Source organism: Vibrio sp. DW001, from assembly GCF_029016285.1.
Classification (GTDB): domain Bacteria; phylum Pseudomonadota; class Gammaproteobacteria; order Enterobacterales; family Vibrionaceae; genus Vibrio.
In genome coordinates, this window is sequence record NZ_CP091975.1 from 231,555 (window position 1) to 249,251 (window position 17,697).

Below are 17,697 nucleotides of genomic sequence, written 5' to 3' on the forward strand. Positions count from 1 at the left end.
ACTTATTATCTTCAAAAAGATATGCCTCCAAAAAATTCACTTCATTTTCCATCCTGTCAGCAAATTCATTTATCGTTATCCTGACGCAACAATCAGGAGCAAACTATGAAAGTCATCCATCATGGTGGTAAAGATACCGTTACTGGTTCCTGCCACGAACTTTTCTATAGCGCAAAGCAAAGTATCCTAGTTGACTGCGGTCAGTTTCAAGGCAAGGATGTTTCACCTTCAGAGATCGGCTTTCCTGTTCATCAAATCACAGCTCTTGTTATTACTCATGCCCATATCGATCATATCGGCCGAATTCCATGGTTATTGGCGGCGGGTTTTTCTGGGCCGATAATGTGCACCGAGGCAACGGCTGAACTGATGCCGTTGATGTTAGATGATGGGTTAAAGCTTCAACTGGGTATGAAACGAAAAAATAGAGCGTCACTCTTAGCCGCCATTAAAAAAAGGGTTCGAGTAAGCAGCTATGGAAGATGGCATCGAATTGCGGCGAACAGCGGCAAGTTAAATGAATTTTGTTATGTCCGATTTGGCCCAGCAGGTCATATTTTGGGCTCGGCCTATGTAGAAATAAAACTATCTGATAATAACATTGTTGTCTTTAGTGGTGACTTAGGCGCAAGCAACACGCCGCTATTACCTGATCCTGTCCCACCTCAACGAGCCGACTACCTTTTCATTGAATCGACCTATGGCAACCGTTGTCATGACGAAGTAAAGAGCCGCGCCTCTAGACTCAAAGACATTATCAACCGATCGTTACTGGATGGTGGCACCATTTTGATCCCTGCCTTTAGTGTTGGCCGAACACAGGAATTGTTGTTCGACATCGAGCAATTAATTTACCAATCAGAACTAGAAGCGGATATTCCCATTATCTTAGATTCTCCAATGGCGCAAAAGGTAACAAAATCGTATCGACGTTTTAAAAAACTTTGGGGGAGAGAAGCGAAAGAAAAAATGTTACAGCGACGACATCCACTAGCGTTTGAACAGTGTATTCAAATCGACAACTACCCAGCACATCAACGTTTAGTCAATCGCCTGGCTTCATCAGGCGAGCCCGCGATTGTGGTCGCGGCGTCTGGCATGTGCGAAGGAGGGCGAATTGTTGAGTACCTTAAAGCGCTGCTACCAGATAAACGTACTGATATTGTTTTTGCAGGATATCAAGCAAAAGGCACCTTAGGGCAAAAACTACAATCGTTACCACAGAGCGTCTGGATTGATGGTGAAGCGATCGACGTCGCTGCCCACATTCATAATATGTCCGGTTACTCTGCTCACGCTGATAACAAAGGTTTACATGCATTTATTGATGGGATAAAGGTTAAGCCTAGAGAAGTCAACCTTATCCATGGGGAAGACGAAGCAAGGACCGTTTTTGCTGAGGAGTTAGTGGGTAAGGGTTTTTCTGTGGTTGAGTGAACCTTCTAACACCTGTTAACCATGTGCCCGGTCAGCTCTGTTACCTATGTGGGTGGTCAGTACCTAATTACTTCATCATTCCCGTGAAAACGGGAATCTTGGTGATATTAGATCTCCACTTTCGTGGAGATGACGTTAGTTTTCGTGTAAATAGATCAATTTCGTCAGGATGATAGGTTTAAATAACCTTAACCGAACAGCATTACGTGCAAACGGGAATCTTGGTGGTATTAGATCCCCACTTTCGTGGAGATGACGTTGGTTTTCGTGAAAATAGGTCAATTGTTGTCGGGATGACAGATTTTGAATGCATATAATAGACGTTCAACTGTTGATCACTGAATTGCAATGATGACTCCTATTGATTCTTGTCTTGGTCGTTATTACGTACTAACATATGTGATGACAATGAGTTATTTGAGGTGATAAATATGGAAACCAGAGTTCAATTCAGAATAGATGAACAAACAAAGTCATTAGCGCAAAAAGCAATTGAAAGAAAAGGTGGAACTCTAAGTGACGCTTGTCGAAAATTAGCAGAAGATTTAGCTCAAGAGCAGCGTCAGTTTGAAAACCATGATTCATGGCTTACCGATCAAATTAATACGGCGTTTGATAAGTACGACCAGGGAGAAGCCAAATTTTTCTCTCACGATGAAGCAGAAAGAATAATGGAAGATAGAAAAAATAAGATTAGAAATAAGGCACTATAGGTATGAAATTAAAGTGGGAACATCAATCTCTAGATGACCGCTATGATATTTTTGAATATTTATATGAATTTAACGCTTTAGCCGCTGAGAAAACAGACTCTACTATAGTGAATAGAGCGATGTTGTTGTTAGAACACCCATTCATGGGGATAGAAAGAGAGGATAGGAGAGGGCGCTACCTAATTATTCCAGAAATTTCAATGCTACTATCTTATGAGTTCGATGGTGATTTAATTAGAATCCATCGAGTTATCCATACCAAGCAGATGTTTCCAGAAAAATCATAATCCCTTATTCAAAAGATGGAGCGCCTTCGGCTTCTAGAAGCTAGAATCTTGATTACTTATTGCATCGATAGTCCAGAAGTGAGCAACGTGAACGGTCAATAAATGAGTCCATAGAGTACTCGAGACTCTCCCTCCTTTAAGAATCAATGATTTCTGCTTATACTTGCAATTGTTAGCACAATGGATAATAAAAATGAAAACGAGAGAAAGAATTGTTTCCGCAAGTCTCGAGCTATTTAACGAAAGCGGTGAAAGGAATATCACCACCAATCATATCGCAGCGCACATAGAAATCAGCCCCGGTAATCTGTATTACCATTTCAGAAACAAACAAGAAATTGTGCGTGATATCTTTGATTGCTATTCAACTGAGTTATTGGAGCGTTTTACCCCAGTAGAATCGAAAGAAGAGAGTTTAGTTTTACTTAAACGCTATCTGGATTCAATATTTACACTCATGTGGAAATATCGTTTTTTCTATTCAAATCTACCAGAGATATTACAGCGAGATGAAATGTTGCATGAACGCTATTTGGGCGTTCAAGAAAAACTACGTAAAAACCTAGAAACTATTTTTTTGGGGTTTGTGGATCTTAAGCTACTGAAGGTTGATGAAGAAGAAGCTAAATCACTCGTTACGACTCTACACCTTGTGGCTTCAAGTTGGCTTGGGTATCAATCTGCGATGTCTCCAAGAACCGGTATTACAGAGAAGATAATCCATCAAGGTGTGTTGCAAATGATTGCGGTGGTTAAACCTCACACAACGGTGATGGGAAGAGACCAAATCCAGCTTTTAGAAGATGGCATAAAAGCAATGAATATCTAGGAAAAATAATGCATTATGATATTTTTAATGGGGATGCCGATGGCATAATTGCCCTTCTGCAGTGTAGATTGGCTCAACCTAAAAAAAGTACGTTAGTGACGGGTATAAAAAGAGACATAAATCTTGTTGAAAAAATTGAGGTGAATGCAGAAGATAGCCTTACCGTTCTTGATGTATCGATGGCAAAGAATAGGCGGGCATTAGAGGCGGCCTTAAATAAAGGCGTGAAAGTTTTTTATGCTGACCATCATCAATCAGGCAATATTCCAGATAATGAAAACCTAGACGCACATATCGATCTAGACGCAAATACCTGTACGGCATTGATTATAGATAACCTACTCGATGGAAGGTTTCATTGGTGGGCGATTACTGCCGCGTATGGTGACAACCTTATAGCAAGGGCGGATGAACTTGCAGGTAAAGCCTCTCTAGATGTAGAACAAAAGAACGCCTTGAAAGAACTTGGAACATTGATTAATTACAATGGGTATGGCGCAAAAGTAGATGATTTACACTTTCATCCTGCAGACTTATATACAGCGTTGTTAGATTATCCTTCGCCTTTTGATGTCATCTCAGATAAAGCTTCGCCGTTTTATACATTGCAGAAAGCGTATTCAGAAGATATGAATAAAGCGCTTGCAGTTGATGCGATGCATCGCAGTAATATACTAAGTGTCTTTGAGTTGCCAGATGATGCCGCATCGAGACGAATCAGTGGTGTCTATGGCAATTGGTTAGCGAACCAAACGCCAAACTCTGCCCACGCGGTACTGACATCAAATGGTGATAATACCTATACTGTCTCTTTACGGGCCCCTCTGAACAATAAACAGGGTGCAAGTATGATATGTAGTCAATTCTCAACCGGTGGTGGTCGAGAAGCAGCGGCTGGTATAAATGCGTTGCCATCTTCAGAATTGACACTGTTTATTCAAAAAGTAGAAAGCTATTACCAAAGTTGACATCGCGGACGATTTTAATAGATTCAAGATTTAAACCAATTATTTTCAACAGAGAACCGATATGAAATATTTAGTGACAGGTGCTTCCGGGTTTATTGGGGCAAAAACAGTCGAAGAGTTATGTAAAAAAGGGCATTTCGTTGTTGGCATCGATAACAATAATGACTATTACGATGTCTCTTTGAAACAAGCGCGACTTAACCGAGTTGACCATCCTCAGTTTACGTTTATTAAGATGGATATAGCTGATACCAGCGCAATGACGGCTTTATTTGAGAGAGAGCAATTTGATAGGGTTGTTCATCTCGCGGCTCAAGCAGGTGTTCGATATTCTTTAGATAACCCACACGCTTACGCTAATAGTAACTTGATAGGTCATTTGAATGTCTTAGAGGGCTGTAGAGCAACGAAGGTCGAACATCTGGTCTATGCGTCCTCTAGTTCGGTCTATGGCTTAAATGCAAGCACACCGTTTAAGACTACCGATTCCGTTGACCATCCGGTATCTCTTTATGCCGCGACAAAAAAATCGAATGAGCTGATGTCTCATTCGTACTCCCATCTATATGATATTCCAACCACTGGGCTTCGATTTTTCACTGTATATGGTCCTTGGGGTCGCCCAGATATGGCCCCGTTTATTTTTACCAAGCGTATCTTGGATGGCGACACGATTGATATCAACAACAATGGCGATATGTGGCGTGATTTCACCTACGTCGACGACATTGTTGAAGGTGTAATCCGAATTGCAGACGTCATCCCAGAAAAGAATAACAGCTGGACAGTAGAAGCGGGGAGCCCAGCGACGAGCTCTGCACCTTACCGAGTTTATAATATCGGTCATGGCAGCCCTATAAGTCTGATGGACTTTATTTCCGAGATCGAATCGGCTTTAGGAATAGAGGCGAAAAAGAATTTTCGTGAGATGCAAGCGGGTGACGTCTATAAAACCTATGCGGATACACAAGATCTGTTCGAAGCGACAGGCTATAAGCCTCAAGTGGGCATTAAAGAAGGTGTGGCTAAGTTTGTCGAGTGGTATAAAGAATACAATCAGTCGTGAGTCATTCCAACGGCATCCTCATGAAACCAACGCCATCCCCATGAAATCTACGTCATCTCCACGAAATCTACGTCATCTCCACGAAAGTGGAGATCTAACCCACCAAGATTCCCGTCTTCACGGGAATGACGAAGTATTTAGCACTAACCGAACAGCATTGCGTTGATTGGTTGCTTCAAGTCAGATATGCATTCCAACGCGGAGCATTGGAACGAGGGTTTGAGGCTTAAATATATGACCCAAAGAAAAACCAACGTCATCCTCATGAAACCAACGCCATCCCCATGAAACCTACGTCATCTCCACGAAATCTACGTCATCTCCACGAAAGTGGAGATCTAACCCACCAAGATTCCCGTCTTCACGGGAATGACGAAGTATTTAGCACTAACCGAACAGCATTGCGTTGATTGGTTGCTTCAAGTCAGATATGCATTCCAACGCGGAGCATTGGAACGAGGGTTTGAGGCATAAATATACGACCCAAAGAAAAACCAACGTCATCCTCATGAAACCAACGCCATCCCCATGAAACCTACGTCATCTCCACGAAATCTACGTCATCTCCACGAAAGTGGAGATCTAACCCACCTAGATTCCCATTTTCACGGGAATGACGAAGTATTTAGCACTAACTGAACAGCATTGCGTTGACTGGTTGCTTCAAGTCAGATATGCATTCCAACGCGGAGCATTGGAACGAGGGTTTGAGGCATAAATATACGACCCAAAGAAAAACCAACGTCATCCTCATGAAACCAACGCCATCCCCATGAAACCTACGTCATCTCCACGAAAGTGGAGATTTAACCCACCAAGATTCCCATTTTCACGGGAATGACGAAGTATTTAGCACTAACCGAACAGCATTGCGTTGACTGGTTGCTTCAAGTCAGATATGCATTCCAACGCGGAGCATTGGAACGAGGGTTTGAGGCATAAATATACGACCCAAAGAAAAACCAACGTCATCCTCATGAAACCTACGTCATCTCCACGAAAGTGGAGATCTAACCCACCAAGATTCTCGTTTTCACGTGAATGACGAAGTATTTAGCACTAACCAAACAGCATTACGCTTGCACGAAAATAAAGCTCATCAGAAGCTTACTCTGCTCTTAACATTGCCAACAGCTCTTTGGTTTTTCTTTCCATCAATGCTATATCACCTCTGGATTCAACGTTCAGTCGAACAACCGGCTCTGTGTTTGAAGTTCGTAGGTTAAATCGCCACTCTTTGTATTCAAAATTCAATCCATCGGTTTCGTCAACCAAAAGAGCGCTTGGCTCATAGGCCTCTCTTACTCTCTGTATCGCCGTCATTGGGTCGGCAATACGAGAATTGATTTCGCCAGAAACAGGGAAGGACTGGATACGTTCGTTCAGTGTCTCGGATAGTGTTTTATTATTAACACAGAGTAACTCTGCCACAAGTAGCCATGGGATCATGCCGCTATCGCAATAGGCAAAGTCACGGAAATAATGGTGTGCGCTCATTTCTCCACCATATACAGCGTCTTCTTCTCGCATTCTTTCTTTTATAAACGCGTGCCCAGATTTAGACATGACGAGTGTTCCGCCTTCAGATTCGGCTATTTCAGCGGTATTCCAATAAACACGAGGATCGTGGATTATTTTAGCATTGGGTGTTTTCTTCAAAAATGCTTCCGCTAGCATACCAACGATGTAATAACCTTCTACAAAATGGCCTTTTTCGTCAAATAAGAAGCAGCGATCGAAATCACCGTCCCAAGCGATACCTAAGTTCGCACCATGTTTTTTCACAGCCGCCGCCGTATCTTCACGGTTCTCCTGCAATATTGGGTTAGGGATACCATTTGGAAAGGTGCCATCCGCTTCGTGGTGTATCTTAATAAACTGAACCGGAATATTTAGGTTTTTGAATTGCGCTTCTATTGCATCGACTACATGACCAGCGGCGCCATTACCCGAATTTACAACCAGCTTCATCGGGTGGAAATTTTCAGGAGAGATATAGCTTAATAGATGGTCTACATAATCAGATAGAACTGACTTTTGACTATAGCTACCGCGCTGAACAACATCGATAAACTCGCCGCTCTCGGCTAAGGCCTGAATGTCGTTGAGTCCACTATCACCACTAATAGGTCTTGATTCCTCACGAACTAACTTCATGCCGTTATAATCAATCGGGTTGTGACTTGCTGTTACTTCTACACCACCATCGACCTTTAAAAAACTGGTCGCAAAATAAATTTCTTCTGTGCCTGTCATGCCGATGTCTATCACGTCCGTTCCTGCATCTTGCAGCCCGTTAGCAATAGCCAGTTTTAAGGCTTCCGATGTAAGTCTTACATCGCCACCCACAACAACGGTTTTAGGCTTAAGTAGCTGACCAAAGGCACGGCCGATTCTATAGGCAATATCTTCATTCAACTGCTCCCCTAACTTGCCTCTTATATCGTAAGCTTTGAAGCAAGAAAGGTTGTCAATTTTATTCATTTCTCTGGTCTCATCTTGTTAATATTAATTTGTTGTCAGTCTTAAAATATTTTTTCTATGAAGCTGGTGGTCGTTCATGAAGGCTCTGCCGAAGAACGTTTAATCTAAACCGACTCCCGTCACTCCCGTGAAAACAGAGTGCTGTTCGGTTAAGGTTATTTAAATCTGCCATCCCGATGAAAACTGACCTTTTTCACGAAAACCGACGTCATCCCCATGAAAATGGGGATCTAATATCACCAAGATTCCCGTTTTCACGGGAATGACGAAGTATTTAGCACTAACCGAACAGCATTACGTTTTCACGGGAATGACGAAGTATTTAGCACTAACCGAACAGCATTATGTGAAAACGAAAATCTTCTACCCTCGTATTCCATTCATTTGTAGTTATTCATTGTCAGTTATCAGCGAACCAACCAGCTCTTCGGGTTCTGGGTTTTGCTATTTCTGCGGATCTCAAAGTATAAAGAGGCTTGTGCTTGCCCGCCCGTATCACCAGCGAGTGCGATGGTTTCACCTGCCTTAATTTTATCGCCCTCTATTTTGAGTAACGTTTGGTTGTAGCCATAAAGTGTCATATCACCTTTGCCGTGATCCAGCAGTACGACTAAGCCATAGCCTCGCAGATACTCTGCAAATACGACGGTACCAGAATAGACCGCTTTTACGGGTTGTTCGTATTTGGCATCTATTACTAAGCCTTTCCAGTTGACCTGGCCGCTCTGTTTTGTGCCATAGCTGTGTAGTACTCGGCCTTTAAGTGGCCACGGTAGTTTGCCTTTCTGTCTTGCAAGCCCATCCATAGGAACAGTGTTACGTTTTGCGGCTTTCGCGATCTCAGATTTTAAGCGCGTTTCGTTTCGTTGTAATTCCGCTAGATAACTTTTGTCATTGGAAATGTTGCCTTTTATCTTACCAACGGTTTTTTTACGCTGATTTTGCGAAGAGGCAAGCGCATCTCTTTTCTTGGTTTTTTGTGCCAGTAGCGTTTTAATTTGTTTTTGTTCTTGCACTAGTTGGGTATTTTTTTCATCTAATTTTTTGCTGGTGGCATCGAGCGCTGTAATTGTTTCCGACCTCATTTTGGCGAGGTGTTGAAAATATTGGCTTATTCTATCTTGCTCATCGCTTTTTCCCTGATTTAACATTGCGCCTACATCGTTATTTCTCTTTGTGATGTAGTAGGTTTTAATCAGTTCTTTTAATGTGTTTTCTTGTTCTTGTTTTTTCTGTTCTAGCTCTGCTTTTTGTTGCTTAAACTGATCAAGGTTTTGATTGGATTTTTTTAGTAGATTTTGCGTTTCTTTAATGTCACTTCCCAGAGTGGAAATAGATAACTCTTGCTTTTTCAACGCTTTTTGCAGCTTGTTTAACTCTTTTTGTTGAGAGGTAACGGCATTTTTTTGGCGAGAAATTTCACTTTTTACGCCAGTTAGTTCGTCTTGACTTGCGTCGCTTGAAGGTGCGAATGCCATGCTGCTGAAGCACAATAGGTAACAGGCTCTGCTGAGCCAATTTAATCGATTGGATTTGATGCTATATGAGTGTTGAGTCATTCGAAGATTATCATCTTGAAAAGAAAGCATTAATAGAGGGTAGTATACTTCAATTAGTTAGAAGGGGAAGAGGATGAATATTGATCTCTTACTCAACTTGAAGCTTAGGACCAAAGGCTGCAGGGTGAGCGGGCAATGAAAACGAAGGAATGACGATGAGAAATGGAAATAACAATGGAAACGAGATCGTGAGAATAGAACGGAGAGTGCCAAAAGAATCGAAGTACCAATGAACAAGCGCTCAACATTCAAAAATCTTGAGCGCTTAGGTATCTTAGTGCTTTAAATCAAACTAGGATTTCACCTGTCATTTCCTCAGGAATTTCCATATCGGTTAGTTTAAGCATCGTTGGAGCAAGGTCAGACAGTTTTCCGCCTTCTTTAAACGCAACGTTTTTGCTACCAACATAGATAAGTGGAACGGGTAGATTTGTGTGCGCAGTGTGAACACCACCTGTTTCTGGGTCTACCATCATTTCTGCATTGCCGTGGTCGGCAGTGATAAGTAGTTGGCCATCCACTTCTTTGATTGCAGCCACAACCTGTGCAACACAACCGTCGATAGCTTCAATTGCCTGCTCTGCAGCTTCATAAACTCCAGTGTGACCTACCATGTCAGGGTTAGGGTAGTTACAGATGATATTGTCATACTCACCTGACTTAATGGCGGCGACCAGTTTTTCAGTAAGCTCTTCAGAGCTCATTTCTGGTTGAAGATCATATGTTGCCACCTTTGGTGAAGCAACGAGGCTGCGAACTTCACCTTCAAATTCATCCTCTACACCACCGTTGAAGAAGAAAGTTACGTGTGCGTATTTTTCTGTTTCAGAGATACGTAGCTGCGTTTTACCTGCTTTAGATAGCCATTCGCCGTATGTGTTTTCTAGCGTCGCTGGTGGGAATGCACAAAGTAGGGGAATGTCTGCAGCGTATTGAGTCAACATAACGAAATCAACGGCCGGAAACTTAGTACGTTCGAAGTCTGTAAATGCTGGTACAAATGTACGCGTGATCTCACGAGCACGGTCAGCACGATAGTTCATAAAGATAACCGCATCGCCATCTTCAATAGCCGCCGATTCTTGACCTTCTGTTTTTAGTTCTGTTGGTTTAACAAACTCATCGTTTTCATCGCGAGCGTAAGCGGCTGCAAGGCCTTCAACAGCAGAGTCATAAGTAAACTCAGATTTCGCATCTGTTAATAGGTTATAAGCTTGCTCTACACGATCCCAGTTATTATCGCGGTCCATGGCGTAGTAACGACCCACTAGAGAAGCAACGCGGCCTTTACCCAGCTCTGTAAATAGGTCTTGGAAACGTTGAAGTGATTTTTCTGCGCTACGCGGTGGGGTATCACGTCCATCTAGAAAACAGTGAAGGTAAACTTTTTCTGCACCACGTTCTGCGGCCATTTTAATTGCTGCGTAGATGTGGTCTTCATGGCTGTGAACACCACCTGGAGACATCAGCCCCATTATGTGTACGGCATTACCAGTTTTCGCGGCTTTGTCGATGGCGGCAACAAGGGTTTCATTGTGTTGGAATTCACCGTCAGCAATAGATTTAGTAATGCGTGTAAGATCTTGATATACCACTCGACCAGCGCCAATGTTGGTATGACCAACTTCAGAGTTGCCCATTTGACCATCAGGTAAGCCAACATCTAAACCAGAAGCAGAAATAAGAGTATTAGGCTGGTTTGCAAACAAGCTATCCATGAACGGCGTATTTGCATTATTGATAGCATTGCTTGCGCTTTCTTCACGGTATCCCCAACCGTCAAGAATCACTAGCGCCATCGGCTTCTTAATTGGCATATTTTTAGCTGACATACTTATTACCTCGTCAAATTTTTAAAAGATTCTAGAAAATAAATTAGTGTGATTTTACTACAGTTTTGAGACTAAGCGCAGACTTTTTGTTGGTGCGAGGTTTGTGGTTTGTTGTTCGAAGCCCATAACTGCCATTCCTGATAGTTTGGAATAGTGGTTGTTTAATAATGACGGGCGTTCGCGACCGCGCAAATTTATTAAGATTCTAGCATCGGCTTGCGTTACTCGTTATACTCTCACACTACTTGAAAAACTAACGCGAAGAGCACTTTAGAAATGCAAGAATATATTGATTTTGTACAGGGCAACATGCTGCTGGCTATGGCTTTTGTTGGTATCGTTGTGGCGCTTATTTTAAACATCTATAAAACCTCGACGGCTAAATACAAAGAAATATCACCCGCTCAGTTAACTCAATTCATCAACAGAGATGAAGGAGTGGTGATCGATATTCGTACGAAAGACGAATTTAAACAAGGTCATATCACTGGTGCACTTCACATTTTACCGTCTGAAATCAAATCTGGAACGGTACCAAACCTTGAAAAATACAAAGAGAGCCCAATTACAGTGGTATGTAAAAGTGGCCAAGCTGCTACCGAGAATGCAAACCTGTTAGCGAAAGCGGGTTATGAGAATGTAAACTTGTTGAAAGGTGGCATTCTGTCTTGGAGCGAAGCAAAAATGCCACTCGTTCGTGGTAAAAAATAAAATTTATTGCACTGGATGTTTTATTACGCTGGTTAGTTTAATACTCTAAACAGTTTAATACGCTAAATAGGTATTAATACGCCGAATAGTTTTAGAGCATTTTGCCGAATTAGATGTGATAGCGAGCACGAAATAAGTTGTTCATCTAGTTTTTGTCGACTTGCTCAGTTAGTCTCAGTGCATTCTCAATTTTCGTCCTATTAATGGACTTACAGAATTCTTTGAAAAAAGGTTTAAGGAAAACAACATGGCTGAAGCAGCACCGCAAGAAAACCAACAGAACTTTACTATCCAACGTATCTTCTTAAAAGACCTCTCTTTTGAAGCGCCTAATTCTCCTACTATTTTTCAAAAAGAGTGGGTTCCAGACGTTAAGCTTGATCTTGACACTCAAAGCCGTGAGCTTGGTGAAGGTGTCTACGAAGTGGTTCTACGTTTAACTGTGACGGTTAAAAACGAAGAAGAGACTGGCTTCCTATGTGAAGTTCAGCAAGGTGGCATTTTCACTGCTGAGAAAATGGAAGCAGGACAACTTGCACATTGTTTAGGTGCCTTCTGCCCTAATATCCTTTTCCCATATGCTCGTGAAACAATTTCTAGCTTAGTTGTTAAAGGGACATTCCCACAATTAAACCTAGCACCTGTAAACTTCGATGCTTTGTTTATGAACTACCTACAGAATCAAACCCAAGCTGAAGAAACGCCAACTGACGCGTAGACTTATACCTTAGGTTTAGAGCCTTCATTTTTCTCACCTCTAGATTCTGGTAAAGAGAAAAGAGAACGCTCAAGATTCGATATAAAAATGCACAATGCTTTATGCTTGTGCATTTTTTGCTTAAGCTAACTTAAGACCGACAACACAGACAGGAAAAGTGCATATGATTAATTCTCACAATGCCTATGGAAAAGAGATTACAATGACCGTGATCGGAGCCGGTTCATATGGGTCATCACTGGCGATTTCGTTAGCTCGAAATGGCGATAATGTGGTTTTGTGGGGGCATGATCCTGAGCATATGCAGCGTCTTGAAAGTGACAGAGCTAACCAAGAATTTTTACCTGATATTACGTTTCCTGACACATTGATTGTTGAATCTGATTTAAAGAAAGCGGTCCAAGCAAGCAGAGATCTTCTCGTCGTAGTACCTAGTCATGTGTTTGGCATTGTACTTAAAAGCCTAAAACCTTTTCTAAAAAAAGAATCTAGAATCTGTTGGGCAACCAAAGGTTTAGAGCCTGAAACGGGTCGATTACTTCAAGAGGTTGCGTACGACGTTATCGGGGATAGTTACTCGCTTGCGGTTTTATCAGGACCAACCTTTGCGAAAGAGCTCGCAGCTGGTATGCCAACTGCGATTTCGGTAGCATCCCCTGATGCTGAATTTGTCGAGCAACTTCAAGAAAAAATACACTGTAGTAAGACCTTCCGAGTGTATGCAAATAATGATTTTATTGGTATGCAACTTGGTGGTGCGGTTAAGAATGTTATCGCTATTGGTGCTGGGATGTCGGATGGTATTGGCTTTGGTGCTAATGCCCGTACGGCATTGATCACTCGTGGTTTAGCCGAAATGACACGTTTGGGCACAGCATTAGGTGCACAACAAGAAACCTTTATGGGAATGGCTGGTTTGGGTGATTTAGTGTTGACCTGTACCGATAATCAATCCCGTAATCGCCGATTTGGTCTCGCATTAGGTCAAGGTAAGGATATTGATACCGCACAAGTAGAGATAGGCCAAGTTGTCGAAGGATACAGAAATACGAAAGAAGTTTGGTTGCTTTCGCAGAGAATGGGTGTTGAAATGCCAATAGTTGACCAAATATATCAAGTATTATACCAAAGTAAAGATGCTCGATTGGCAGCGCAAGACCTATTGGCGAGAGATAAGAAAGCGGAAGGATAAGTATGAAACACTGCAAGCCAAGTAATGTATGGCAGACGATTGTAAAGGAAGCACGCGAACAGGCCGTACAAGAGCCAATGCTTGCCAGTTTTTACCACGCAACCATTATAAATCATGACAGTCTTTGTGCCGCGTTAAGCTATATATTGGCAAACAAATTAAAAACAGCGTCGATGCCCGCGATGGCGGTTAGAGAGGTGGTTGAAAAAGCGTTGGCGGCGGATCCTGAAATTACAGAATCAGCCGCGTCTGATATCTGTGCAACGGTAAACCGAGATCCTGCGGTAAGTCTTTATTCTATCCCTCTACTTTATCTGAAAGGGTTTCATGCGTTACAAGGCTATCGGGTTGCTAATTATCTATGGAAGCAAAAACGTTATGCTCTTGCTACCTATTTACAGAACCAGATTTCGGTTGCATGCCAAGTAGATGCACACCCTGCGGCGACAATAGGCAAAGGTATCATGCTTGACCATGCTACCGGTATTGTCATTGGTGAAACAGCCGTAGTTGAAGATGATGTGTCGATACTGCAAAACGTAACATTGGGTGGTACAGGTAAAGAAGGCGGCGATCGACATCCGAAGATTCGTGAGGGCGTGATGATTGGTGCGGGTTCTAAAATCTTAGGCAATATTGAGGTAGGCCGAGGAGCGAAGATAGGTTCTGGTTCCGTGGTACTTCAATCCGTCCCTGAGCACACCACCGTTGCTGGCGTACCTGCAAAAATAGTAGGACGACCGACAAGCGACAAACCCTCTGAGGATATGGATCAAGCGTTTAACGGTAAATCTAATGTTTACACTGATGGTGCTGGCATTTAGTGGATTTAATCGTACGTGACTTTTTATACACGCACTGCGTTCGTTTCTAAGTTCCAGAAGCGAACATGGTGAGTGATCCCAGATTCAGCACTCCACACTCAAAGCTAACATCTCTCTTCGTAGCCTAAGCGCGTATAAATACCCACACACACCACCGACCATATTACCTATCAACACCCCTGCAAATAGCCCTTGAATTCCATATAGCCAACTGCCTATCCAAGCGGCAGGAAGGGTGAAAATAAACAACCTCATAAAGCTCCAGTAAAATGCCTGTAGTGGTTGATGCATCGCATTTAGGCTGCTGACTAGCAACATAATAATGCCTTGGAAACCATAACTAAAAGGCACGATGATGAGGTAGAGCCAAATCAAATCATTCACCGCTTCTTCTCGACCAAACAGAGCCGCGATAGGAATACTGAGAGGAATCATCATGATGAAAATAAAAAACTGAAATACCAATGAAAAACGCATCGACAGAAACATGGCATCAAAGCTGCGTTCGTAGTTTTTTGCACCTAAATTTTGCGCCATAAAAGGTGTGAGAGCAGAAGTTAAGGACATGATAACTAATAACAATAAAGACTCAATACGTTGAGCTGCGCCATAAGCCGCAACGGCAGCAGTACCATGATTGGCTAAAAGCATCATTAGAACGGCACCTGAAATGGGCGTCATTGCAGTAGAAATACCAGCAGGCGTACCTATTTTCAGAACCTGTTTCCAGTCGGCAATAATGTATGAAAAATTGGGTAAACTAAGTAGTTTTTCTCTCTTGATCAAAAGGTAGAGTGAGCAGAGAAGGGCGCCAAACCAACTTACACCACTGGAAATTGCAGCACCTTGAATACCTAACTCAGGGAAAGGGCCATAACCAAATATCAATAGCGGATCCAGAATACCGTTAATCAGTCCCGCCACAATCATAATTTTGGCGGGGGTCTTGGTATCGCCTGTTGCTCGAATAGCGCTATTACCAGCCATCGGAATGACCAATAAAGGAATCGTGACATACCAGATCAGCATGTACTCATTAATGAGTGGTATGAGTTTATCTTCAGCACCTAAAAAACCAAACAGCGGCTCAATAGTAAATAGACCAAAGAGCGAGGCGATTGAAATAAGTAGTATTGCGAGTAGTAAACCATGGGAAGTAAAGTGTGCTGCATGCTTGTTTTCGCCCTGACCTAATAGCCGTGCAATATTCGTTGATAGACCGATGCCTATCCCCATGGTTATGCAGTTGACGCCAAAGGTGACAGGGAAAGTAAAGCTTATTGCGGCAAGTGCATCAGTGCCGAGCAGGGAGATAAAAAAGGTATCAACAACATTAAACATCAAGATCGCAACTAAACCAAATACCATAGGTACGGTCATGTTTCGAAGAACTTGAGGTATCGGTGCCGTTAATAGCCCGTGTCTATCTTGCATGCAATATTCACAAAGGGGATTGGGTAGCTAGGATACCGTTTTTTTTTGGGTTCTCATAGAAGGGGATTTTTAAAAGATCACAATGTGTTGAGAGTTTTGAGTCTGAAGCCCCTTGGTGCCTCAAAACTCAAAACGAAGTCTTCGTTAGATTAACAACCCGGACCACAATCCAGACAATGTTCAATTGTCTCTGGACCAAGATGCAATTTGGCGTTTAGGTCTCTAAGTGCGGTACGAACGCCTTCTTCGATGACAGGGTGATAATAAGGCATGTCGAGCATGTCAGAAACCGTCATTTTATTTTGGTGTGCCCACGCAAGTAAATGGGCAAGATGTTCTGCGCTAGGCCCTATCATTTCAGCGCCTAAGAATCGTCCTGTACCTTGTTCTCCATAGACATGCAGTAAACCCTTATTGCGAAGCATTACACGTGACCGACCCTGACCTTCAAACGAGACTTTCCCCGTCGCAAAGCAACCACAGTTACCCAAACGTTCCGTTATTTGCTTATACGTTTCGCCAACCATCGCAATCTGTGGATCAGTAAAAACAGCAGAAATAGATGAGCGACGAAGTCCGGCCCGGATATCAGGATAACGACCAGCGTTGTCTCCCGCTATACGACCTTGATCTGCCGCCTCATGTAACAGCGGTATTTGATTGCTTGCATCACCTGCGACAAAAATACTGGCGACAGAGGTTTGTAATGTGAAGTGATCCGCTGTTGGTATTCCGCGAGCATCTAATTCGATATCGGTGTTCTCAATATCCAGTTTATCCACATTGGCTCTACGACCAGTGGCCGCGAGAACATAATCGACAGTAAATAGCTCTAGTTCATCGTCTCGGTTGATGAATTGTATTTCAACTTTATCGTCAACGCGCTTCATGCTTTCAACTTTTACGTCGGCGTTTAAGTAAAATTTTTCCTTAAAGGCGTTGTTGGCGTATGCCATGACTTCTGGGTCAGTGATAGGGCCTACTTGTCCTCCAACACCGAATAGTTTTATTTTGACGCCTAAACGATGTAACGCCTGACCTAACTCAAGGCCAATTACTCCGGGACCAAATACGGCGACTGATTCAGGTAGGTCGTCCCAATCAAATACATCATCATTGATAACTAATCGGTCGCCAAGGTCATTCCAAACTGCAGGGTATGCAGGTCGAGAACCTGTTGCGATAATGATACGGTCTGCTTTTATTTTCGTATGCCCATCGACAATCAAGGTGTTGTTATCGACAAATTTGGCATAACCTGCAACTTTATCTTCAGAAGGTATCTCATCTACCCCTTCAAGTACAAAGCCAACAAAGCGATCTCTTTCTCTTTTTATCCTGTCCATCACTTCACGGCCATTGATCACTATTTCACTTTGAGGGTGAACGCCGAATGCAGGGGCTTTTTCAATCTGATGAACACTTTCTGCGGCTGCGATAAGCAGTTTAGAAGGCATGCATCCAACTCGGGCACACGTTGTCCCATAAGGACCGCCTTCAATTATCACGACGTTTTTATTATGTGCTTTTGCTGCACGATAGGCGCCAAGACCCGCTGTACCACCGCCAATGATGGCCACATCTACATTGATTTTTTTCATGAGAGATCTCTTTTGTTAGCTTGTGCTTTGTTTGAATGGTGA

Annotated in this window: 15 protein-coding genes; 10 read left to right on the forward strand and 5 right to left on the reverse strand. The window is 42.7% G+C overall.

All coding sequences use genetic code 11. From position 1 onward, the window contains the following. Window positions 1-105: 105 nt before the first annotated feature. The 6 genes from L3V77_RS01100 (at window position 106) to L3V77_RS01125 (ending at window position 5,300) form a co-directional block, all read left to right on the forward strand. Complete coding sequence (locus tag L3V77_RS01100) at window positions 106-1,437, forward strand: MBL fold metallo-hydrolase (protein WP_275135383.1); 1,332 nt, start codon at window positions 106-108, stop codon at window positions 1,435-1,437. Window positions 1,438-1,868: 431 nt separating this feature from the next. Continuing rightward, a complete protein-coding gene (locus L3V77_RS01105; RefSeq protein WP_275135384.1) occupies window positions 1,869-2,150 on the forward strand; it encodes a type II toxin-antitoxin system RelB/DinJ family antitoxin in 282 nt (93 codons plus the stop codon). A gap of 2 nt (window positions 2,151-2,152) precedes the next feature. Continuing rightward, window positions 2,153-2,437 (forward strand): type II toxin-antitoxin system RelE/ParE family toxin, encoded by a 285-nt coding sequence (locus L3V77_RS01110; protein ID WP_275135385.1) that lies wholly within the window; start codon window positions 2,153-2,155, stop codon window positions 2,435-2,437. A 193-nt stretch (window positions 2,438-2,630) separates the two neighbouring features. After that, complete coding sequence (locus L3V77_RS01115) at window positions 2,631-3,266, forward strand: TetR/AcrR family transcriptional regulator (RefSeq protein ID WP_275135386.1); 636 nt, start codon at window positions 2,631-2,633, stop codon at window positions 3,264-3,266. A gap of 8 nt (window positions 3,267-3,274) precedes the next feature. Further along, complete coding sequence (locus L3V77_RS01120) at window positions 3,275-4,234, forward strand: DHH family phosphoesterase (RefSeq protein ID WP_275135387.1); 960 nt, start codon at window positions 3,275-3,277, stop codon at window positions 4,232-4,234. 61 nt (window positions 4,235-4,295) lie between these two features. Beyond that, a complete protein-coding gene (locus tag L3V77_RS01125) occupies window positions 4,296-5,300 on the forward strand; it encodes an NAD-dependent epimerase (RefSeq protein ID WP_275135388.1) in 1,005 nt (334 codons plus the stop codon). 1,107 nt (window positions 5,301-6,407) lie between these two features. Here L3V77_RS01125 and L3V77_RS01130 read toward each other — a convergent pair. The 3 genes from L3V77_RS01130 to gpmM form a co-directional block, all read right to left on the reverse strand. Continuing rightward, window positions 6,408-7,775 carry a phosphomannomutase CpsG gene (locus L3V77_RS01130; protein ID WP_275136663.1) on the reverse strand — a complete coding sequence of 456 codons (1,368 nt, stop codon included), beginning with the start codon at window positions 7,773-7,775 and terminating at the stop codon, window positions 6,408-6,410. A 416-nt stretch (window positions 7,776-8,191) separates the two neighbouring features. Continuing rightward, window positions 8,192-9,262: a peptidoglycan DD-metalloendopeptidase family protein gene (locus tag L3V77_RS01135; protein WP_275136664.1), complete on the reverse strand. Its 1,071-nt coding sequence runs from the start codon at window positions 9,260-9,262 to the stop codon at window positions 8,192-8,194. A 368-nt stretch (window positions 9,263-9,630) separates the two neighbouring features. Continuing rightward, a complete protein-coding gene (gene gpmM / locus L3V77_RS01140; RefSeq protein ID WP_275136665.1) occupies window positions 9,631-11,160 on the reverse strand; it encodes a 2,3-bisphosphoglycerate-independent phosphoglycerate mutase in 1,530 nt (509 codons plus the stop codon). A gap of 291 nt (window positions 11,161-11,451) precedes the next feature. Here gpmM and L3V77_RS01145 point away from each other — a divergent pair, with 291 nt between their 5' ends. The 4 genes from L3V77_RS01145 (at window position 11,452) to cysE (ending at window position 14,620) form a co-directional block, all read left to right on the forward strand. Then, a complete protein-coding gene (locus L3V77_RS01145; protein ID WP_195704940.1) occupies window positions 11,452-11,886 on the forward strand; it encodes a rhodanese-like domain-containing protein in 435 nt (144 codons plus the stop codon). A 247-nt stretch (window positions 11,887-12,133) separates the two neighbouring features. Beyond that, window positions 12,134-12,604, forward strand: coding sequence for a protein-export chaperone SecB (gene secB, locus L3V77_RS01150; RefSeq protein ID WP_195704941.1), 471 nt, complete (start codon window positions 12,134-12,136; stop codon window positions 12,602-12,604). Window positions 12,605-12,767: 163 nt separating this feature from the next. Beyond that, window positions 12,768-13,796 (forward strand): NAD(P)H-dependent glycerol-3-phosphate dehydrogenase, encoded by a 1,029-nt coding sequence (gene gpsA / locus L3V77_RS01155; protein WP_275135389.1) that lies wholly within the window; start codon window positions 12,768-12,770, stop codon window positions 13,794-13,796. A 2-nt stretch (window positions 13,797-13,798) separates the two neighbouring features. Then, window positions 13,799-14,620, forward strand: a complete 822-nt coding sequence (cysE, locus tag L3V77_RS01160; protein WP_275135390.1) for a serine O-acetyltransferase — start codon at window positions 13,799-13,801, stop codon at window positions 14,618-14,620. Between the two features lie 84 nt (window positions 14,621-14,704). On the opposite strand, the gene L3V77_RS01165 is transcribed toward cysE, so the two are convergent. Both L3V77_RS01165 and L3V77_RS01170 read right to left on the reverse strand, forming a co-directional pair. Continuing rightward, the gene (locus L3V77_RS01165; protein WP_275135391.1) at window positions 14,705-16,054 is read right to left on the reverse strand and encodes an MATE family efflux transporter; all 1,350 of its coding nucleotides are present in this window, start codon (window positions 16,052-16,054) and stop codon (window positions 14,705-14,707) included. A gap of 149 nt (window positions 16,055-16,203) precedes the next feature. Continuing rightward, the gene (locus L3V77_RS01170) at window positions 16,204-17,655 is read right to left on the reverse strand and encodes a dihydrolipoyl dehydrogenase (RefSeq protein WP_275135392.1); all 1,452 of its coding nucleotides are present in this window, start codon (window positions 17,653-17,655) and stop codon (window positions 16,204-16,206) included. Between the last annotated feature and the right edge of the window lie 42 nt (window positions 17,656-17,697).